Annotated in this window: 20 protein-coding genes; 13 read left to right on the top strand and 7 right to left on the bottom strand. The window is 65.2% G+C overall.

Annotated features, from left to right (window positions below; all coding sequences use genetic code 11):
- Nucleotides 1–978 carry a beta-propeller fold lactonase family protein gene (locus VF617_RS16220; RefSeq protein ID WP_331015943.1) on the bottom strand — a complete coding sequence of 326 codons (978 nt, stop codon included), beginning with the start codon at nt 976–978 and terminating at the stop codon, nt 1–3.
- Nucleotides 979–1,071: 93 nt separating this feature from the next.
- Here VF617_RS16220 and pnuC point away from each other — a divergent pair, with 93 nt between their 5' ends.
- On the top strand, nt 1,072–1,629 hold the full coding sequence (gene pnuC, locus VF617_RS16225) for a nicotinamide riboside transporter PnuC (RefSeq protein ID WP_331015944.1): 558 nt from the start codon (nt 1,072–1,074) through the stop codon (nt 1,627–1,629).
- Nucleotides 1,626–2,144 (top strand): ATP-binding protein, encoded by a 519-nt coding sequence (locus VF617_RS16230; protein ID WP_331015945.1) that lies wholly within the window; start codon nt 1,626–1,628, stop codon nt 2,142–2,144. Before pnuC ends, VF617_RS16230 begins: the two co-directional genes overlap by 4 nt.
- 16 nt (nt 2,145–2,160) lie before the next feature.
- Here VF617_RS16230 and VF617_RS16235 read toward each other — a convergent pair whose 3' ends face one another.
- Nucleotides 2,161–3,777 carry an alkaline phosphatase family protein gene (locus VF617_RS16235; protein ID WP_331015946.1) on the bottom strand — a complete coding sequence of 539 codons (1,617 nt, stop codon included), beginning with the start codon at nt 3,775–3,777 and terminating at the stop codon, nt 2,161–2,163.
- A gap of 71 nt (nt 3,778–3,848) precedes the next feature.
- On the opposite strand from VF617_RS16235, the gene VF617_RS16240 reads away from it, so the two are divergent.
- The 5 genes from VF617_RS16240 (at nt 3,849) to VF617_RS16260 (ending at nt 9,815) form a co-directional block, all read left to right on the top strand.
- On the top strand, nt 3,849–5,873 hold the full coding sequence (locus VF617_RS16240; protein ID WP_331015947.1) for a protein-disulfide reductase DsbD family protein: 2,025 nt from the start codon (nt 3,849–3,851) through the stop codon (nt 5,871–5,873).
- A 15-nt stretch (nt 5,874–5,888) separates the two neighbouring features.
- Complete coding sequence (locus VF617_RS16245) at nt 5,889–6,515, top strand: redoxin domain-containing protein (protein WP_331015948.1); 627 nt, start codon at nt 5,889–5,891, stop codon at nt 6,513–6,515.
- Between the two features lie 75 nt (nt 6,516–6,590).
- Nucleotides 6,591–8,066, top strand: a complete 1,476-nt coding sequence (locus VF617_RS16250) for a circularly permuted type 2 ATP-grasp protein (RefSeq protein WP_331015949.1) — start codon at nt 6,591–6,593, stop codon at nt 8,064–8,066.
- Between the two features lie 10 nt (nt 8,067–8,076).
- Nucleotides 8,077–9,012: an alpha-E domain-containing protein gene (locus tag VF617_RS16255; protein ID WP_331015990.1), complete on the top strand. Its 936-nt coding sequence runs from the start codon at nt 8,077–8,079 to the stop codon at nt 9,010–9,012.
- Nucleotides 9,012–9,815, top strand: coding sequence for a transglutaminase family protein (locus VF617_RS16260; RefSeq protein WP_331015950.1), 804 nt, complete (start codon nt 9,012–9,014; stop codon nt 9,813–9,815). Before VF617_RS16255 ends, VF617_RS16260 begins: the two co-directional genes overlap by 1 nt.
- A gap of 7 nt (nt 9,816–9,822) precedes the next feature.
- Here VF617_RS16260 and VF617_RS16265 read toward each other — a convergent pair whose 3' ends face one another.
- Together VF617_RS16265 and VF617_RS16270 are read right to left on the bottom strand one after the other, a co-directional pair.
- Nucleotides 9,823–10,608, bottom strand: coding sequence for an arginyltransferase (locus VF617_RS16265; protein WP_331015951.1), 786 nt, complete (start codon nt 10,606–10,608; stop codon nt 9,823–9,825).
- Between the two features lie 270 nt (nt 10,609–10,878).
- On the bottom strand, nt 10,879–12,123 hold the full coding sequence (locus tag VF617_RS16270) for a threonine ammonia-lyase (protein ID WP_331015952.1): 1,245 nt from the start codon (nt 12,121–12,123) through the stop codon (nt 10,879–10,881).
- Nucleotides 12,124–12,179: 56 nt separating this feature from the next.
- Here VF617_RS16270 and VF617_RS16275 point away from each other — a divergent pair, with 56 nt between their 5' ends.
- A complete protein-coding gene (locus VF617_RS16275; RefSeq protein ID WP_331015953.1) occupies nt 12,180–13,832 on the top strand; it encodes an amidohydrolase in 1,653 nt (550 codons plus the stop codon).
- A 24-nt stretch (nt 13,833–13,856) separates the two neighbouring features.
- Nucleotides 13,857–15,506 carry an alpha-L-fucosidase gene (locus tag VF617_RS16280; protein ID WP_331015954.1) on the top strand — a complete coding sequence of 550 codons (1,650 nt, stop codon included), beginning with the start codon at nt 13,857–13,859 and terminating at the stop codon, nt 15,504–15,506.
- Between the two features lie 320 nt (nt 15,507–15,826).
- On the opposite strand, the gene VF617_RS16285 is transcribed toward VF617_RS16280, so the two are convergent.
- The 3 genes from VF617_RS16285 to VF617_RS16295 all read right to left on the bottom strand — a co-directional run bounded on the left by VF617_RS16285 (nt 15,827) and on the right by VF617_RS16295 (nt 17,953).
- Nucleotides 15,827–16,018 (bottom strand): hypothetical protein, encoded by a 192-nt coding sequence (locus VF617_RS16285; RefSeq protein WP_331015955.1) that lies wholly within the window; start codon nt 16,016–16,018, stop codon nt 15,827–15,829.
- A 137-nt stretch (nt 16,019–16,155) separates the two neighbouring features.
- Nucleotides 16,156–16,863: a response regulator transcription factor CtrA gene (gene ctrA / locus VF617_RS16290; RefSeq protein WP_331015956.1), complete on the bottom strand. Its 708-nt coding sequence runs from the start codon at nt 16,861–16,863 to the stop codon at nt 16,156–16,158.
- A gap of 178 nt (nt 16,864–17,041) precedes the next feature.
- Nucleotides 17,042–17,953, bottom strand: a complete 912-nt coding sequence (locus VF617_RS16295; RefSeq protein WP_331015957.1) for a LysR family transcriptional regulator — start codon at nt 17,951–17,953, stop codon at nt 17,042–17,044.
- Between the two features lie 83 nt (nt 17,954–18,036).
- Between VF617_RS16295 and VF617_RS16300 the strand changes: the two genes are divergently transcribed.
- The 4 genes from VF617_RS16300 to arfB all read left to right on the top strand — a co-directional run bounded on the left by VF617_RS16300 (nt 18,037) and on the right by arfB (nt 20,539).
- Entirely contained in the window at nt 18,037–18,747 is a 711-nt protein-coding gene (locus VF617_RS16300; RefSeq protein ID WP_331015958.1) for a pirin family protein, read from the top strand.
- A gap of 119 nt (nt 18,748–18,866) precedes the next feature.
- Complete coding sequence (wrbA, locus tag VF617_RS16305; RefSeq protein ID WP_331015959.1) at nt 18,867–19,469, top strand: NAD(P)H:quinone oxidoreductase; 603 nt, start codon at nt 18,867–18,869, stop codon at nt 19,467–19,469.
- 25 nt (nt 19,470–19,494) lie between these two features.
- Entirely contained in the window at nt 19,495–20,145 is a 651-nt protein-coding gene (locus VF617_RS16310) for an RNA pseudouridine synthase (RefSeq protein WP_331015960.1), read from the top strand.
- On the top strand, nt 20,090–20,539 hold the full coding sequence (gene arfB / locus VF617_RS16315; RefSeq protein WP_414714069.1) for an alternative ribosome rescue aminoacyl-tRNA hydrolase ArfB: 450 nt from the start codon (nt 20,090–20,092) through the stop codon (nt 20,537–20,539). The genes VF617_RS16310 and arfB overlap by 56 nt, the downstream gene beginning before the upstream one ends.
- Nucleotides 20,540–20,661: the final 122 nt, after the last annotated feature.

The following is a 20,661-nucleotide window of genomic DNA, read 5'->3' on the forward strand; positions in this document are numbered from 1 at the left end:
TCAGCGCGCGAGGGCGGGCGCGAGCGCCAGGCCGTCGCCATTCAATCCTGCATCGAGACGGCGCAGAACCTTGCCCGATGCCATGTCGATCTCGGCGATCTTGTTATGCCCCGTCTCGGCGGCATAAAGCCGCTTGCCGTCGCTGGAGAAGAGGATCGTAACCTGCCCCGCCTCGCGCGATCCGGACACCGATATCGTCCGCACCACCTTGCGCGTGGCGACATCGATCAGGCTTACCGTGCCAGCGCCGACGTTCGATGTGGCGATGGTCTTGCCATCGGGGCTGGTGGCGACGCGGATCGCGACGGGATCTATCGCGATCTCGGCGAGCTTCGCGCCGCTCGTTGTGTCATAGACCTGGACGCGGGGAGCATCGAGATCGCCCACCCACAGTTCCTTGCCGCCACGCGCGAGCGACAGCCCCTCGGGCTTGCCGCCCACCGCGATGTCGCGCAGCCGCGTGCCGGTCTGGAGATCGAGCACACCCACGCTACCCGATCCGATATTGGCGACGTAAGCGTGACGGGCATCGGGGGCGATGGCCACCATGTGCGAGCCCAGCGCATCGGTGACGATCGCGCGCATCGTGCCGTCGGCGGCGATCACCACCACCGATTTGCTCTTCTCCGCGGTCGCCACCAGCCGGCCATCCGCCAGCCATATGAGGCCGTGCGGGCGCGAATTCGGCGCGATGTCGATCGTCTTGAGCTTGGTTCGGCGCGCGAGATCGAACACATCGATCGTCGATCCGCCATAAGCGACCACCGCCGCGAGCTTGCCATCGGGCGACACCGCGATTTCGTGCGGCATGTCTCCGGTGGGGAGCCGGGCGATCTCGGCGCCGGTCTTCAAGTCGATCAGGCTGAGTGTGTCCTCACCCTTGTTGCCGACCAGCAGCGTGCCCGCCGGAGGATCGGCCAGCGCCGGGGTTGCTGCGGCGGCGGCCAGCGCCACGGCGAGATTGAGAAATACGCGCAACGGCCTCTCCCTTGTTCGTTGCGCGGATGGTAGCGTGCCCGGAAGGGCGCGCAAGGCTTTGACGGAGGCCGGGCTCCGCGTTAGGCGGCGCAGGTGAGCCCGATCGAAGTGACCGCCGCCGCTCTTGGGCTCGTGACCGTCACGCTCGTCGTGCGCCGGAGCCTGTGGAACTACCCTTTCGCACTGGCGATGGTATTGCTCTACGGCTGGATATTCTTTCACGAGAAGCTCTACAGCGACGCGCTGCTCCAGATCTTCTTCTTCGCGGTCAACCTCTATGGTTGGGCGAATTGGGCGCGTTCGAAGGCGGAGACCGGTGCAGTGCGTGTAGAGCTGCTCGGTGGCCGCGCGCGGCTGGGGTGGTTCGCCTTGTGTGTCGTCCTGGTGATCGGCTGGGGCACATTGATGCATCTTTATACCGATGCGCATTATCCGTGGTGGGACGGGTCGATCGCAATGCTGAGCGTGGTCGCGCAATATCTCCAGTCGCGGCGGTATCTCGAAAATTGGGTGCTGTGGATACTGATCGATCTGCTTGCCGTGCCGCTGTTCGCACATAAGGGCCTGTATCTCACGGCAGGGCTCTACACGATATTCCTGGCATTGTGCGTCTGGGGCATGAGCGACTGGGCGAAAGCGCGCCGCGCATGACCCCGCGCACGATCTGCCTCCACGGTCCCGAAAGCACGGGCAAGTCCACGCTGGCGGCCCGGCTGGCGGCGCATTTCGGGGGGCAGGTGCTCGACGAATATGGCCGCGATTTCGCCGAGGCGAAGGGCATCGACTTTACGATGGCCGATCTGCTCCAGATCGCGAAGACGCACGATGCCTGGGCGCAGATGTTGATCGGGCAGGGGGCCGACCCGCTGATTCTCGATACGGACCCGCTGATGACCGCGGTATGGGCCGACATGCTCTTCGGAGTGCGTGATCCCTGGTTCGATGCCTGGAGCGGCACCGCGGATCTTTATCTGCTTTTCGACATCGACCTGCCCTGGATCGAAGACGGCACGCGGATGTTCGGTACGCCCGCGCTTCGACGCAAGTTCTTTGACTTGTCCAAGGCGGAGCTGGAGCGGCGCGGGGTTCGGTGGGTGCTGATCGGCGGCAAGAGCGAGGCGCGTTTCGGCAACGCCGTCGCGGCGATCGAACGCGCTCGAAGCTGAGGCCTCCGCAAGCAGGCTATTTGCAGCTATCCGCCGGCCCCGCGTCCAGATCGAGGCAGCGGCCGTCAATTTCCACCGGCACCGGAAGGCGCAACAGCGCCGCGAGCGTGGGTGCTATGTCCACGGTCTCCACGCCCAGGGGCTGCTCGAACCCCGTCATCCCCTTGCGCCAGAACAGGATCGGCACGCGCCGGTCATAGTCCCAGAAGCTGCCATGCGTCGCGACATAACCTTTGGTGGGGTCCGGGATCGGCGTCACGCGCGGCTTGAGCGCGACGACGAAATCGCCTGAGCGGCCCGCGCTGAACGATGCGCGCGCGCGCTGGATCAGCGACCAGGTCTCAGGCGGGCTTTCGGGCGAGGGAGTCGCCTCGATCTGCGCGCGGGTGAACACCGCCTCGACCTGTGGATGCGCAGCATAGCGCCGGATCGCCTCGGCCTGCACCCTGGCGCGCTGCGGACCGGTTACCGCCGGATCGATATAGACATCCCCGAACGATCCGCCCCTGAGCGGCTGACCCGACATGCCAAGCGCCGCCGCGACTCCCTTGCCGATCGCGCCGGCGTTGAGCTGCGGATCGACGCGCGCCGCGCCGGGCTGGGCGTGGTCGCGGATACGCTCAGGCAGATCGTGGCCGCCATGATCGGCGGTGAGCACCACGGCATAATCGACACCGCTCTTGTCGAGCACGGCGAAGAGCTGGCCCAGGCTGTGATCGAGCGCGAGCATCTGAAGGCACATTTCGCTGCCCTCGGTTCCCACCGAATGGCCGACATAATCGGTGGCCGAGGCGCCGAGGATCAGCAAGTCGGCATGGGGGCCCCTCCCCAGCATCATCTCGGTTGCGAGGCCCGCGCCGAGCGCGAGGATCGACTCGTCGAATTCGGGCGATGCGCGATAGGCGCGGGCGTCGCCGGCCGCGCGCGCGAAGCGGCCGTCACCCACCGTCTTGCCCCCGCCGATCGAAACCGCGCGGCTGCGTGCCTGGCACATTGCCGGCAGGTCCATCGCCGGCTGCGCCTCGGCGATGCGCGCGGCAATACCGGCGTTCATCCGCGCGACCATCGGCGGGGCGGCGCGTCCGGCATAAGAGACGAAGGCTCCCTTGCCGTCCCACCACCAGAGCTCGTCCACCTTGTGGCCACCCATCATCACCGCCGCGCGGTCCTTGCCCGCGACCGATACGACGCGGCTGCCGGGGCTGGCTCCCTTCATCCACTCGCCCAGCGTCGGCACCTTCAGATTCTTGTCCGAGACCGTATAGTTGCTGGAGGTGCTTCCGGGCACGCTGGTGTCCTCGGCGCAATAGACGGTCTTGTCTTCGCGGGGCGCTGAGAAATCGGTCCAGTCATTGGCGACAATTCCGGTGCGCGAGGGTCGCGCGCCCGTCAGAATCGTCGAGTGGCCGGGGCAGGTTTCGGTCGCGGCATGGCTTTGGTAGCCCGAGGGGAAGACCGCGCCAGAGAGCAAGCGGGCGAAGCCTTCGCGGAATGCGCCGCGATATTCGGCGAACAGATCGGCGGAGAGTTGATCGACAGCGATCACCACCACGAGCTTGGGCGGCGCGGTCTGCGCGGCGGCGGGGGCGGCAAGCAGCGTCAGCGCTGCCATCAACGGTCCGACGAGCTTCATCTGTCTCTCCAAAAGTCCGAATATCGCCACACTGCTATTGTCCAACCGCCCTTCCTCGGCAAGGACGCTGCATGGCCTGGCTTCGTTTCATCCTTGTGTCGCTCGTCCTGGCGCTTCTCGCAGCGCCGGCGGGGGCGCAGGGGCCCGGCACGGGGCCGCACGTTCGAGTCGAGCTGATTGCCGAAACCGACCGGCCCGCGCCGGGCAGCGAAGTCACGCTCGCTTTCTCTTCGATGCCCGAAAAGGGCTGGCACGCTTATTGGGAGAATCCAGGCGACGCCGGGCTTCCCGCCACTACAAAATGGACGCTGCCCGCGGGCGCGAGCGCCGGTCCGCTTCGTTATCCGGTGCCCCAGCGGCTGCTGATCGGCGGGCTGATGAACTATGTCTATGAAGGGCCTTTCGCTCAGCTCGTGACGCTCAGGATCCCGCATGGTGCAGGCGGGGCGCTGCCGATCGGCGTACTGCTCGATTATCTGGTGTGCACCGATGCGATCTGCGTACCTGAAAAGGCCCAGCTATCCATCACGCTGACCGTGGGCGATGGCGCGATCTCGCCGGAGCGGCGCGCACGATTCGATGCGTGGCGCGGGGCGATGCCCCGGCCGCTTGGATCAACCGCCACCTATCAGAATGCCGGCAATGCCTTCCGCATAGCGATCCCGTACCCGGCGGGCGCTGCGGCGGAGGGCGAGCCCTATTTCTTTCCGCTGACCGACCGGGTGGTGGATTATGCCGCGCCGCAAAAGGCTGTCCGCGAAGGCGATCGTTTCGTTATCGAGACGGTCGGCAAGAATTTTTCGGGGCCGATCGAGGGCGTGTTCGCGCTCGGGCACCAGGGCTTCCGTGTCAGTGCAAGGCCGGGCGTTGTCGCCGCTGTGGCAGCGACGGAACCAGCGGCATCGGTGTGGCTCTCGGCATTGCTCGCGTTTGGTGGCGCAGTGCTCGGCGGGCTGCTGCTCAACATCATGCCGTGCGTCTTCCCGATCCTGAGCCTCAAGGCGCTGAGCCTCGCCAAGGCAAATGATGGGAGCGGCAATCCGCGCGGCGAGGCCCTGGCCTATACCGCGGGTGTCGTCCTTGTTTGCCTGGCGCTCGGTGGAACCCTGCTTGCGTTGCGCGCGGGCGGAGCGACCTTGGGCTGGGCGTTCCAGCTTCAGGATCCGCGCGTGATCGTGATCCTGCTGCTGCTGGTCACCGGGATCGCACTCAATCTTGCCGGACTGTTCGAGCTTTCCGCGCCCGGACTGGTCAACCGAGCGGCCGCCAAGGGAACCGGCGGCGCATTCATGACCGGGGCGCTGGCCGCCTTCGTCGCGACGCCGTGCACTGGGCCGTTCATGGGCGCTGCGCTGGGAGCGGCCCTGGTGCTGCCCTGGCCGGCCGCACTCGCGGTGTTCGGCGGGCTGGGCCTCGGCATCGCGCTGCCGTTCCTGCTGCTCGGCTTCATTCCCGCGCTGCGCCGCCGCTTGCCGAAGCCAGGGCAGTGGATGGACACGCTGCGCAAGATCCTCTCGGTGCCGATGTTCCTGACGGCGCTCGCACTCGCCTGGGTGCTGGGGCGTCAGGCGGGCAGCGACGGAATGGCGATCGGCCTGGCCGCTACCTTGCTGGCCGGGCTCGGCCTGTGGTGGGCGGGGCTGCGCCAGGCGCGGGGAAAGAGCCGTGCCTGGCTGCCCGCGCTCCCATTGCTGCTCCTCGCGCTCGCGGGAGCCGCCTGTGTCCGCCCCGCGCCGCCGCAGAACAAGGTGGTGAGCGGGCATGAGCCGTTCAGCGAGGCACGCCTCGCCGCACTGCAGGGCGAGGGGCGCCCGGTCTTCGCCTATTTCACCGCCGATTGGTGCGTCACCTGCAAGATCAACGAGAAAGCGGTGATCGAAACCGCCGCGGTGAGCGAGGCGTTGGCCAACGCTAGGGTTGCCGTTCTGGTCGGCGATTGGACGGACGGCGATCCGGCGCTTGGCCGCTTCATCGAGCGGCATAATCGGGCGGGCGTCCCGCTCTATTTATGGTATAAGCCGGGCGAGTCGGCGCCGCGGGTCCTTCCCCAAATCCTCACCCAGGCGATGCTGCGCGACCTTGCCGGCGGGGGCTGACAAAGGAGACGATATATGGCGAAATGGATGTGGACCGGCCTGCCGCTCACGGCGGCCCTGATCGCGGCCCCTTTGATTGCGGCGGCGCCCGCAGCCCTCGAACCGGCAGTCAGCACCGCCGTCCCGCAATTCCGCGCGTTCGACATGAACGGCAAGATCGTCAACCTCTCCGATTTCCGCGGCAAGACCGTGGTGCTCGAATGGAACAATCCCGGCTGCCCCTATGTGAAGAAACACTATGGCGGCAACATGCAGAAGACCCAGGCCGCGGCCCGGGCACAGGGCGTGGTGTGGCTCACGGTCAACTCCGGCGCACCGGGCCAGCAGGGCCATATGACGGGACCGGAGGCCCTGAAGTTCGTCGCGGGCGCGGGCGCGAAGCCCACTGCCTATCTGCTCGATCCGCAGGGCCTAGTCGGGAAGGGTTATGGCGCCAAGACGACCCCGCACATGTACATCATCGATGGCGCGGGAAAGCTGGCCTATAAGGGCGCGATCGACGACAAGCCCAGCTCGAACGCCGCCGACATCGCCAGCGCGCGTAACCATGTGCTAGCCGCGCTTGCGGAAATGCGGGTCGGCAAGCCCGTTTCGGTGACCGAAACCCGCGCTTATGGATGCAGCGTCAAATACGCCAGTTGATCGCCGCCCCCTTGTGCGCCGCAGCAAAGCGTTGCAGCATGGAACCTGTCGGCCTTTCCGGCAATTTGGAGGCGCATGGGTTCAAACGGGGCGTTCGACGAAATCTGGGGGCATGGGGGGCCGGATAGCCCGCGTGCCGAATTCGCGGCGCTGTCCAAATGGGTGGCGAATACCCCCGCATCCGAATTGCAGCGCCGGCAGCAGGCGGCGGAGACTGCGTTCCGCCAGCTCGGCATCACCTTTGCCGTATATGGCGACAGCGACGCGGCCGAGCGGATCATTCCGTTCGATATCGTGCCGCGCATCTTCCTTGCAAGCGAATGGGCCCGGCTTTCGGAAGGACTGATCCAGCGCGTAGAGGCGATCAACGCGTTTCTCGAAGACATCTATTGCGACCGGCGGATCCTGAAGGAAGGGATCATCCCGCCCGAGCTCATTTTGATGAACGAGCAGTTCCGCCCCGAAGTGGCCGGGATCCGGCCGCCGCACGGGGTGTGGGCGCATATCTGCGGGATCGACCTGGTTCGCACCGGGCCGGACGAATTCTATGTGCTCGAAGACAATGCGCGGACGCCCTCGGGCGTGTCGTACATGCTCGAAAACCGCGAGGCGATGCTGCGGCTGTGCCCCGAACTGTTCCGCGATTTCCGCGTGGCGGCGGTGGACAGCTATCCCGACATGCTACTGGAGACGATGCGCTCGGTCTCACCGGGCAGCAATACCGATCCGGTCTGCGTCGTGCTCACGCCGGGGCATTTCAATTCGGCATATTACGAGCACAGCTTCCTTGCGGACGCGATGGGAGTCGAGCTGGTCGAGCCGGCCGATCTGGTGGTCGATGACGATATCGTCTGGGTGCAGACGATCGCCGGGCGCGTGCGGGTGGACGTGATCTATCGCCGGATCGACGACGATTATCTCGATCCGCTCGCTTTCCGCCCCGATTCGCTGCTCGGCGTGCCCGGACTGATCGCCGCCTATCGAGCGGGCAATGTCGCGATCCTCAACGCGCCGGGCAACGGCATCGCCGACGACAAGGCGATCTACAGCTACATGCCCGAGATAGTCCGCTTCTATTCGGGAGGCGAGGCGAGGTTGCCGAATGTCGAGACCTTCCGCTGCCGCGAGCCAGGGGCGCTGAAATACGTCCTCGATCATTTGCCTGAACTGGTCGTCAAGCTGGTCGATGGATCGGGCGGCTATGGCATGCTCGTGGGCCCGACCGCGAGCCGCACCCAAATCGAGGAATTCCGCGCCGCGCTGATCGCCGAGCCGCACCGCTATATCGCCCAGCCAACGCTTGCGCTTTCGACCGTGCCGACGCTGGTGGAAGCGGGCCTCGCGCCCAGGCACGTCGATTTCCGGCCCTTCGTGCTTTCCGGCGGCAATGGTATTCGCGTGGCGCCCGGGGGGCTGACGCGGGTAGCCCTGCGCGAAGGCTCGCTGGTGGTGAATTCCAGCCAGGGCGGGGGCACGAAGGACAGTTTCGTCCTGATGGACGACGGCGCGGCAAGCGGTTCGCAGTCGCAATCGCAAAGCCAGGGGGGCTGAGCCGGTGCTGATGCTCTCGCGCACCGCTTCGGCGCTGTATTGGCTCGGGCGTTATCTTGAGCGCGCCGACTTCATTGCGCGGCTAGTCGAGGCGACGGTACGGCTGGATGCGCTTTCGGCGCGTCCGGCCGGCGAGGCGGCCTGGGCCAGCGCGCTTGCCGTCAGCTATACCGACAAGGCCTTCGCGGCGACCGGAAACCCACTCACCCAGGCGCATGTAGCACGCTTCCTCACGCTCGATTCCACCAACCCCGGCTCGATCATCCGCTGCCTGGAAATGGCGCGCAACAACGCGCGCGCGGTCCGCACGGCGCTGACCCGCGAGGCGTGGACCGCGATCAACCGCGCCTGGCTGCTCTTCCACAATCGCGCATCCACCGGCGGCGCCACCGCGACACTGAACCTAGTGGAGCAAGTGAAGGGCGAGACTCGCGGTTTCGAAGGGGCGATCCACCGGATGATGCGCAATGAGCCGACCCTGCTGATCCAGCTCGGCGCGGCGGTCGAGCGGGCGGACAACACCGCCCGGCTGGTGGACGTAAAATATCACTTGCTGCTGCCAAAGGGCGAGCCGGTGGGCGGGGTGGTCGATCGCGATCAGTGGACGACGATCCTCCAGACCGTATCGGCGGTGAACGCCTATCGCTGGGTCTATAATGACGGACTGAAGCCGCGGAACGTGATCGACCTGCTGATCAGCCGTGCCGAGCTGCCGCGCAGCCTGGCGGCATGCGTCGAGGAAACGGTCGGCCTGCTCAGCGCGCTGGCCAAGCGTACCGGGCTGCAGGGCGAGGCCGATCGCATGGCCCGGGCGCGGATGGCGCGGCTGCAAAAGACCCGGACCTCGCAGATCATCGTGAGCGGTCTGCACGAATATCTGGGCGCGTTCATTGCTGAGAATGCCATGCTCGACGCGGCCATTGCCCGCCAGTTCCGGTTCGGCTGATGCGGATCGCAGTCGATCATCGCACGCATTACCGCTTCAGCGAGCCGCAGGCGCGTCTGGTCCAGATGCTGCGGCTTACTCCATGCGACACGCAGGGCCAGACGGTGGTGAGCTGGCATATCGGCGTGGATTGCGACGCACGGCTGCGCGACGCGATCGACGGATATGGCAACGCGATCACGATGCTCTATGCCGAAGGGCCGATCGCGGCGATCGACATCACCGTCACCGGCGAAGTTCTGACCAGCGAAGCCACCGGTCTGGTCCGCGAGGCGATCGAGCCGCTGCCCCCCTTATTCTATTGCCGCTCCACCGCGCGCACGCTGGCCGATGTCGATCTGCTGGATTTCGCGAGCGAGATCGGCGGGGGCGATCCGCTTGAGCGCATGCACCGGATCAACACCGCACTCCACCGCCGTTTTCCAAAGGCCCCCGACGCGCCGGATACCGGCGCAACAGCGGCCGAGGCATTTGCGGGCAAATCCGCGACTTCGCGTGATGTCGCGCAGATATTCATTGCCGCGGCGCGCAGCCTGCACGTGCCGGCGCGCTATATATCGGGCTATCGCAGCGACGGTGAGGCGCATTGCGCGCCGCATGGCTGGGCGGAGGCGCATATCGAACGGATCGGCTGGGTCGGCTTCGATCCCGTGACGGGCCTGTCGCCGGACGCGAGCTATGTCCGCGTCGCTGTGGGTCTCGATGCGCTGGGCGCGGCGCCGATCGCGGGAACGCGGATCGGGAAGGGCAGGGAAGAACTCGACGTGGACGTCCACGTCGACCGCCTGGGCGGCGACGAATAGCTAGCCTCTAAGCCGCTTCGCTCACGCGCGCGGGCATCGGCATCTCGTAGGTCTGATCCTCGTCGGTGAGGAGCGACCAGCCGTTCGGCCCCAGAACTTCGATCGGGCGATAGCGCGTCTTGTATGCCATCCGCTGGCTACCCTTCACCCAATAGCCGAGATAGACATAGGCCAGGCGCGCCGCGCGGCTGCGCATGATGTGCTCCATGATGATGAAATTGCCCAGGCCCGGACGGCTTTCCTCATCGGCATCGAAGAAGCTGTAGATCATCGAAAGGCCATCGGCCTGCTGATCGGTGATGCACGCGCCGAGCAGCTTGCCGCGCTCGCCGTTTATCGAAGGCTCGCGATACTCGATCACATAGCTGCTGACCGGCGATTGCTCGACCATATCGGCATAATCGCTCTCGTCCATAGCGGCCATGCCGCCGCCGGGGTGGCGCGTGGCCAGATAGCGCTGGAGCAATTCGAACTGCTCCTCGGTCGCCCATGGCTTGCAGGCAGTAATCTCGAGGTCCGAATGGCGCTTGAGCAGCTTGCGTTGCGTGGCGTTGGGCTCGAACTGATCGGCAACCACACGGACCGACACGCAGGCGGTGCAACCCGCGCAGCTGGGGCGATAGGCGACAGACTGGCTGCGGCGGAATCCGATCCGTCCCAGTGCATCGTTGAGCTCCCCGGCATGCTGTCCGGCCAGTTCGGTGAATATCTTTCGCTCCTGCTTGCCCGGGAGATACGGGCACGGCGAAGGGCTGGTGACGAAAAATCTAGGAAAACGGGAAAGTGCAGTCACCGTTTATACGCCCCTATGCTCATCGAACCCTCCCCCCCGAAGCGGCTCGTTGGCGTGACTATGCTGCGTAAGAAAGAGGATGAAAAGCGGCTTTACCATGAAAGAGAGTTAATGCCGCCGCTCCGGGAAAAAGACCGCTTGCGTTAAGCATTTCGCGGTCGCCGGACGATCGCGAAACGATGCCCGGAAATGCGATGATAGCGGGAAACCGCGCTATTGTGAATCGCTCCGCGGCTCGCTTGGCCGCTTTGGCGATTCCTTTCGGCGCGATCAGGCGAGTTCGACCTGGCTCACTTCATATTGCGCGCGGCGAAGCGCGACGATCAGCCGGTCGAGATGATTGCGATCGCGCGTTTCGCATTCCACGTCGGTGATCAGGCCCTTGGCGGGCAGCGTGGTGAAAACCCGCTGGTGATACACTTCGATGATGTTCACGCCCTGATCGTGGAAGATTCGCGCCACGTTGAACAATGCACCGGGCCGGTCCTGCAAAACGATGCGCAGCCGTGCGAGCCGGCCCGAGCGGGCAAGGTCGCGCAGCAATACATTGGCCAGCAGCCGGGTATCGATATTGCCGCCGCACAGGATCGTGCCGACCTTCTTGCCCTTGAAACGCTCGGGCTCGGATAGGAGCGCCGACAGGCCGGCCGCGCCGGCGCCTTCCACCACGGTCTTCTCGATCTGGAGCAACAGGCTCACCGCTTCCTCCAGCCGGCGCTCACTGACCAGAACGATATCATCGACCAGCGCCTCCACCATCCCGCTGGTGATCGCGCCAGGCTCCTTGACTGCGATGCCTTCGGCCAGCGTGTCGCCGGCGCAGGGCATGTCGGTGTGGTGGATGCGGTTGTACATCGACGGGTACAGCTCCGCCTCGACGCCGATCACTTCCAGGTTGCGTCCCTCGGATTTGGCGACGACAGCACAGCCCGAGATCAGCCCGCCGCCACCGATCGGTATCACCAGCGCGTCGAGATCGGGGACGTCTTCCAGCATCTCGATCGCCGCGGTCCCCTGGCCGGCGATGATCCGCGCATCGTCGAAAGGATGGATGAAGGTATAGCCGTGCTCGGCCTCCAGCTTGCGGGCGTGCGCATGGGCGGCGTCGAAGGTTTCGCCCTCCAGGATCACGGTCGCGCCATGACCTTCGGTCTGCGTGATCTTCACCGTCGGTGTGTTCTTGGGCATCACGATCGTGCTGGGGATGCCGAGCCGCGTCGCGTGATAGGCGAGGCCCTGGGCATGGTTGCCGGCGGACGCCGCGATGACGCCCTTCGAGCGGGCCTCCGCGTCGAGTTGGAGCAAGGTGTTGAGTGCACCGCGCTCCTTATAGGCTGCGGTGAACTGGAGATTCTCGAACTTCAGATAGACGGTCGCGCCGGTCAGGTCGGACAGCGTCCGGCTCACCAGGATCGGCGTCCGCACGATCGCGTCGGCGATGCGGCCATGCGCAGTCCGGATATCGTCCATGGTGACGGGGAGCTGCGCGCTCGCGATGACTGTCTTGGTGGCCATTGTTACGCGCCTAGACCATCTGGCGCGGCGGGGGAACACCGCCTATCGCTGGGGGCATGACCAAGCTTCTCCTCCGCCTGATCGCGGTCGCCGTCCTGCTCCTTGCGCCCGCCGCTCATGCCGATGGGCTGGTGGACAACATCAACGGGCTGACGCTGGACGAGAAGGGGCAGGTCGTCCGCTTCAACGGCATCCTGTTCAACCGCGACGGCAAGATCGTCTATCTCTTCACCGGCAAGCAGAAGCGCCCCAGGAAGCTCGAATGGAAGATCGACATGGGCGGCAAGACGCTCGTGCCGGGAATGATCGACGGGCACGGGCATGTGATGGGGCTGGGCGACCAGCTTTTGCGGCTCGATCTCTCCGCCACCATTTCGCTGGAAGAAGCGTTGGGCAAGATTCGCAGCTATGCGGCCGCCAATCCGAATAAATGGATCCTCGGCGGCGGCTGGAATCAGGAGAAATGGGGGCTGGGCCGCTTCCCGACTGCCGCCGAGCTGGATGCCGCGGTGGGCGACCGGCCGGTCTGGCTCGACCGCGTCGATGGCCATGCCGGGTGGGCGAACAGCCGGGCGCTGGCGCTGGCCGGCGTGAACGCAGCATCGAAAGATCCCAATGGCGGCCGGATCGAGCGCGATGCCAGCGGCGCCCCTTCGGGCGTGCTTGTCGATGCCGCGATGGACCTGCTGACCAAGGCGATCCCGCAGCCCACCCCGCGCGAGCGCAATTCAGCGTTCCTCGCCGCGCAGGAGCGGTTGCTTTCGCTCGGCATCACCGCTTCGGCGGACATGGGCACGAGCGTGAACGATTGGCTGACCTATCGTCGTATGGGCGATCTAGGCCTGCTCAAGATGCGCATCCTGAGCTATGCCAGCGGCGTCGAGACTGCGCTCGCAGTGGGCGGGCAGGCGCCGACTCCCTGGCTTTATGGCGACCGGCTGCGGATGCGCGGGATCAAGCTTTACGCCGATGGCGCGCTGGGCAGCCGCGGCGCCTGGCTCAAGGGCGAATATGCCGACGCCAAGGGGCAGAAGGGTCTTGGCTTCCTTTCCGACGACCAGTTGCTCAACATGATGATCCGCGGCGCGATGGATGGTTTCCAGATCGCCGTCCACGCGATCGGCGATCGCGCCAATCAACAGGCGCTCGATGCGATCGAAGTGCTCTCGGACACCTATAAAGACGATCGCCGCTGGCGGATCGAGCACGCCCAGATCGTCGATCCCAAGGACCTGCCGCGCTTCGGCAAGTTCGGCACGATCGCGTCCATGCAGCCGGTCCACCAGACGAGCGACCGGACGATGGCCGAGGCGCGGCTCGGGCCGGACCGGCTGGCGGGGGCCTATGCCTGGCGGTCGATCCTGCAAAATGGCGGCAAGCTCGCTTTCGGATCGGACTTTCCGGTGGAGAGCCCCGATCCTTGGGCCGGCTGGGCGACGAGCTTCACGCGGATGGACGCGAGCGGCCAACCGTTCGGCGGCTGGCGGCCCGAGGAAGCGGTGACGCGCGAGCAAGGCTGGGCGGGCTTCACCACCGGCGCGGCCTTTGCCGGCTTTGCCGAAGACAAGATCGGGCGCCTCGCGCCAGGGATGCAGGCCGATTTCCTGATCCTCGACCGCGATCCGCTGCTGGCTTCGCCGGGCGATCTGCGGGGCACGCAGGTGCTGGAGACCTGGGTTGCGGGCAACAGGGTGTGGCAGAAGAAATAGGCAATGAAAGAGGAGGGGGGTCCCATGAACCTGACCAAGCGTGCGCTTATCAAAGGTGCGGCCGGCACTGGGGTTGCCACGGCACTGCATGCGGCGGGGATCGCGCCGGGCCATGCGCAAAGCGCGCCCGGCCCCTTCAGCGCGAATTGGGACTCGCTCATCGCGGGCTATCGGTGCCCGGACTGGTTTCGCGACGCCAAATTCGGACTATGGGCGCATTGGGGAGCGCAGTGCGTGCCCGAGGCGGGCGACTGGTATGCCCGGAACATGTATCTGCAGGGTAACGCCCAGTACAACCACTTCACCAAGAACTATGGCCACCCCGCGGACACCGGCTTCATCGACATCTACCCGAAGTGGAAGGCGGAGAATTGGCGGCCTGGCGAACTTCTCGACCTCTATAAGAAAGCCGGCGCGAAATATTTCGTCGCAATGGCCAATCACCACGACAATTTCGACGCCTATGATTCGAAGTTCCATGCCTGGAACAGCGTCCGCGTCGGTCCCAAGAAAGACATCATCGGAATCTGGGCGAAGGCGGCGCGCGCCCGGGGACTGAAGTTCGGCGTCTCCAATCACTCGGCGCATGCATGGCACTGGTTCCAGACGGCTTACGGCTATGATCCGGAGGGCCCCCGCAAGGGCGAGCGATACGACGCGTTCAAGCTCACCAGGTTCGATGGCCGGGGCAAATGGTGGAACGGCCTCGACCCGCAGGAGCTATACGGCGGCGCGGTCATGCCGCTGCCCGATGGCATCAATACAGTGGCCGACGCCAATGCATGGCATACCCGCAACGATCGGGTGTGGGACGAGAAAGCCCCGCTACACAATCCCGCCTTCACCCGGCAATGGTATTTGCGCTGCAAGGACCTGATCGACAGCTACAAGCCCGATCTCGTCTATTTCGACAATTTCGATCTGCCGCTGGGCCAGGCGGGCATCGACATGGCCGCCCATTACTACAACGCATCGATGCAATGGCATGGCGGCAAGCTGGAAGCGGTGCTGAACATAAAGCCGCAGGAAGCTCCGCGCGGCGGATACGTCGCCGATGTCGAGCGCGGAATGCGGGCGGAGATATCCCCCGAACCCTGGCAGACGGACACGTGCATCGGGCAGTGGCATTACAATCGCAGGTTGTACGACCAGAAGCGGTACATGAGCGCCGCTACGGTCATCCACCGCCTGTGCGATATTGTCTCGAAGAACGGCAATTTTCTGCTCAGCGTGCCCGTGCGCGGGGATGGCTCGATCGATTCTGAAGAGCGCCGCATCGTCCAGGAGATCGCCGGCTGGATGGGCCGTTTCGGCGACGCGATCTATGGCACGCGCCCGTGGAAGATCTACGGCGAAGGACCGACGCAGGTGGGCGCTGGCATGTTCGGCGAGCAAACGCAAAAGCCGTTCACATCGGCGGATATCCGGTTTACCTGGAAAGGCGGCGATCTCTTCGCCATCTGCCTCGGGAGACCTGCGGCCTCTATCGACATTGCTTCGCTCGCCAAGGGCGCACCTTCAGGCGCAGGCGGGGTCGAGCGCGTCGAGATGGTGGGAGACCGGACTCCGCTCACCTACAAGCACGATGGCGCCGGATTGCACGTCCAAATTCCCGAAGCCCTGTCGCACGCATTCGGTGTCGCCTTGCGAATCAGAGGGCCTGGGCCGATGTGACCCATATCCGAGACGATCAGCAGCGGCGGATTGTCCAGCGCCGCCGCCGGTCTTGGCCGCGCCACTTTCGAAAGTGAACCATTCGCCCTGCGGATCGGCGGCGATCGGATCTAGGACGCCCAGCAATGCGCACAGATCGTTGAAATGGCTCTGGGAGGCCGTGCGCTCCTTCAGCTCATTGTTGCGCCACTTCTGGAGGAATTCATGTGGACTCATGCAGGGCGGTGATAGCCATTCGCCGCCGCGGGGCAATGCGGATCAGCGGGCGGCATTGGCATGAAGCGCGTAACGCCGGCCTCAAGAAGATCCCGCCAGGGCCGCTAATGTCTCGGATGCGGCTTGAGTACCACGCCCGTGCCAAAGGGTTCGGCCTCGATCTGGTCAAGCTTCGAGATAAGATCGGCGAACAGGTCGTCATGGACTATCTGGAAGTGGCGGTCGAACGTCGCACCCAGCCGGTTCAGATCGTTTTGCGTGAGGAAACCCACGGAAACTATTCGTTCGTCGGCCACGCACGCGCTCCTTGCATCCTAAACGACGATGGGAGGCATTGGGTGCATCGGCATCGCGGTGCTTAACGAAAAGGGCCGCGGCTCTTTCGAACCGCGGCCCCGTCAGCCCCCGCTGTGTTTGGTCCAGCTTCAGGATTCTAGGCGACCGCCGGGATCGCCGCTTCGCCGCCTTCGGGCTCGCGCAGCACATAGCCGCGGCCCCAGACGGTCTCGATGTAATTCTCGCCCTCGGTCGCCATGCTGAGCTTCTTGCGCAGCTTGCAGATGAAGACGTCGATGATCTTGAGCTCGGGCTCGTCCATTCCGCCATACAGGTGGTTGAGGAACATTTCCTTGGTGAGCGTGGTGCCCTTGCGTAGCGAAAGCAGCTCCAGCATCGCATATTCCTTGCCGGTCAGATGGACGCGGGCGCCATCGACTTCGACGGTCTTGGCGTCGAGATTGACCGCCAGCTTGCCGGTGCGGATGACCGACTGGCTATGGCCCTTCGAGCGGCGGACCACGGCGTGGATGCGCGCGACCAGTTCTTCGCGGTGGAAGGGCTTGGTGACGTAATCGTCGGCGCCGAAGCCGAAGCTGCGCACCTTGGAATCCATTTCGTTGATGCCAGACAGGATCAGCACCGGCGTCTGCACGCGGGCGACACGAACCTTTTTCAGAACGTCATACCCATGCATGTCGGGCAGGTTCAGATCGAGCAGGATGATGTCGTAATCATAGAGCTTGGCGAGGTCCAAGCCCTCTTCGCCCAGGTCCGTCGTGTAGACGTTGAAGCCTTCGGTCGTGAGCATCAGCTCGATCGCTTTTGCGGTCGACGGCTCGTCCTCGATCAGCAGCACGCGCATGCCAGTTCCCCTTGCCCACCGGCCGCTTTCCACCCTCATGGCAGGAGCGTCCTGAGCGATTCATTAACCTAAGCGGGTCTGAAGGCAAAAGGTTAATTTGTTCCTAACCCGCATGAATCCACGAGTCGCGTTTAACTACGTATCTGACGGACTCGCTTCGCCTGGGGAGTCGAGTCCTTTAGCGCGGTTCGCTGCACATCCGCTTGAGGCGATCCGAGAGGAATTCGATCAGCGCTTCTACGCGCGCGGGGCGGAGCGTGCCGGGCGGCGTGATCAAGTGCAACGCCGAGGCACCGATCGTCCAGTCGGTCAGCACCGCTTCCAGCCGGCCAGCGGCGATGTCCGCATCGACTATGAACCCCGGCAGGATCGCGACGCCCAGCCCCGCGCGCAGCGCCGGCAACATCGCATCGCCGCTGTCGGTGCGGATCGGGCCGTCAACGCGGACCGACGCTTCCTCGCCGCCGGCCTTTCGGAAGCGCCAGTAATCGGGGCTCGCGGTGTTGGTGTAGGTAAAGCAGGCGTGGCTGGCGAGATCGGCGGGGTGGCGGGGACGGCCATGCTTCTCGAAATAAACGGGGGCGGCGATAACGTGCGCGGTGACCGGGCCGAGGCGGCGGGCGCGGAGCGAGCTGTCGGGCAATTCGGCGATGCGCAGCGCGATATCCACGCCGTCGCCGACGATATCGACGAATGCGTCGGACAGGCGAAGGTCGATCTTAATACCCGGGTGCGCTTCGAGAAAATCGGCAAGCACCGGGGCGAGATGCTTGATGCCGAAAGTCAGCGGTGCGGCGATGCGCACCAGCCCGGCGGGCGCGCTGGCCGATTCGAACGCGGCTTGCTCGGCTGCTTCCCCTTCGCTCCGGATGCGTTGCGCGTGCTCGGCAAGCGCGCGGCCGCTGTCGGTGAGCGTCAGGCGACGCGAAGTGCGGTGGAAGAGCGTGGTGCCCAGCCGCGTCTCCAGGCGGCTGATCGCCTTGGATACCGTGGCCTTGGAAACGCTCAGCGCATCGGCGGCGGCGCTGAACGAGCGATGCTCGACCACCGCGGCGAAAACGGCCCATGCCTCGAAGTCTGGTAGCTTCATTCGAAACAATCCGTTTCCAACGTTTCCATTTACGCGCTGATAGAATTTCCTATCTCGGAGTTCAAGAGAAGGAAGTCATCACCATGATCGACACCAGTAAAATCGACCGGCGGCCCTTTGAAACGCTTGGCCACGCCAATCACGGCTGGCTGAACGCCCGCCACCATTTCAGCTTTGCGAGCTATCACGATCCGGCCCGCATGGGTTGGGGCGCGATCCGCGTGTGGAACGACGACGAGATCGGCGCGAACAGCGGCTTTCCGGCGCATCCGCACCAGGACATGGAAATCATCACCTATGTCCGCTCGGGCGCAATCACCCATCAGGATTCGATGGGCAACAAGGGCCGCACCGGAGCCGGCGACGTCCAGGTGATGAGCGCCGGCACCGGCGTTCGCCACGCCGAATATAATCTCGAGCCCGAGACAACGACGCTTTTCCAGATCTGGATAAGCCCGCGCGAACGCGGCGGCCAGCCGAGCTGGGGCGCCAAGCCGTTCCCCAAGGGCGACCGCTCGGGCAAGTTCGTGACGATGGCCTCGGGCTTCCCCGGGGACGGCGACGCGCTGCCGATCCGCGCCGACGCCCGCGTGCTCGGCGCGACGCTCAAGGCGGGCGAGAGCGTCGAGTACAAGGTCGGCGAGGGGCGGCATGCCTACCTCGTCCCCGCAATCGGCGCGATCAAGGTGGATGGCGAGCGGGTGAATGCCCGCGACGGCGCGGCGCTCACCGGTGGCACGTATGTGATCGCCGCAATCGAAGACGCCGAGATCGTCCTGGTGGACGCGGAATAACAACTCTTCTCCCCTCCCGCTTGCGGGAGGGGTCGGGGGAGGGCCTGTCAAAGGCTGCTCTCCACAAGCCCTCCCCTAGCCCCTCCCGCAAGCGGGAGGGGGAATTAGAAGGAACCCCCATGACCAAGATACTCGTCCTCTATTACTCCTCCTACGGCCACCTCGAGCAGATGGCGGATGCCGTGGCGGACGGCGCGCGCTCGGCGGGCGCCGAGGTCGCCATCCGCCGCGTGCCCGAGACTGCGCCGCCCGAAGTGGTCGCCGCCGCGCACTTCAAGACCGACTCCGCGCATCCCGCCATCGAGGGGCCGAACGCGCTGAAGGACTATGACGCGATCATCGTGGGCGCGCCGACTCGTTTCGGCCGGATGCCGAGCCAGATGGCGAGCTTCTGGGACACGGCCGGCGGCCTCTGGGCGACCGGCGCGCTCAACGGCAAGGTGGGTGGTGCATTCACGTCCACCGCGACCCAGCATGGCGGGCAGGAGACCACCCTCTTCTCGATCATCACCAACCTGATGCACTTCGGCCTGACCATCGTGGGCCTGGATTATGGCTTCCAGGGGCAGGGCGGCGTCGATGAAGTGAAGGGCGGATCGCCTTATGGCGCGACCACGATCTCCGATGGCGATGGCAGCCGGCAGCCCAGCCAGTCCGAACTGGACGGCGCGCGCTATCAGGGCCGCAGGGTTGCCGAGGTTGCGGCCAAGCTGGCGGCGTAACATCGCGCCTGCTAGGGGCGCGGTCATGTTCAAGGACCGCGTTCTCTTCATCGACGGCGAAGCGCTGATCATCGACAAGCCCGCCGGGCTGCCGGTCGATCGTCCGCGCGATCGCTCGCAAAGCCTGGAGGATATGCTCGGCGAGCTGACCTTCGGCTTCCAGCGCCTGCCGTTGCCCGTCCACCGGCTCGATCGCGACACCAGCGGCTGCCTGCTCCTGGCGCGCAATCCCAAGGCGCACAAGCGCTTCGGCCAGGCGTTCGAAGCGGGGACAGTGGCCAAACGCTATGTCGCGATTCTCGAAGGCGAGCCGGCAGAGGAAGGCGGCACGATCGATATGCCGCTGATCAAGATTTCTTCCGAGGAGGAAGGCTGGCGGATGACCGGTGATCCCGCGGGCAAATCGGCGCGCACGCGCTGGGAAGTGCTGGAGCGCAAAAACGGCCGCGCGATGCTTGCCTTCTTCCCCGAGACCGGCCGGACGCACCAGATCCGCGTACATGCCGCAGAAGGGCTGGGCATGCCAATCGTCGGCGATCCGGTATATGGCGCGGGCGGCCCCGCGGTGATGCTTCACGCCGCCGAGCTCACCATCCCGCGCGAAGGCAAGCCGAACATCCATGCCGAAGCGCCCTTGCCCCTGCGCTTCGGCAATATCGGCTTCGGGCGTGGCTGACTTACCCGAGGATGCGATCGTCGAGGAGAGGTTCCTCGCCGCATCGGGTCCGGGCGGGCAGAACGTCAACAAGGTGGCGACCGCGGTGCAACTGCGCGTGGACGTGTTTCGGCTGGGGCTGCCGCCTTATGCCTATCAGCAGCTCAAGACGCTGGCGGGCACCAAGATGACTTCCGCGGGCGAACTGGTGATCACCGCGCGCAAGTTTCGCACGCAGGAGGCGAACCGCAGCGACGCGCGTGAGCGCGTGGCCGAGCTGATCGACAAGGCGATGGAGCGTCAGGCCAAGCGGCGTCCCACCAAGCCGAGCAAGGCGGCGAAGGCGCGCCGCGTGGACGAGAAGAAGGGGCGGGCAACGATCAAGGCTGGGCGGGGGAAGGTGAGCTTCGACTGATCTTAGCCCTCTCCCGCCTTCGCGGGAGAGGGTTGGGTGAAGGTCTTCTTCTGCTCGTCGAAACCAAAGAAGAAGACCTTCACCCTCCCGCTTCGCGGGCCCCTCCTCTCCCGCGAAAGCGG

Origin of the sequence: Sphingomonas sp., from assembly GCF_036388215.1 — a bacterium.
Taxonomy (GTDB): domain Bacteria; phylum Pseudomonadota; class Alphaproteobacteria; order Sphingomonadales; family Sphingomonadaceae; genus Sphingomonas.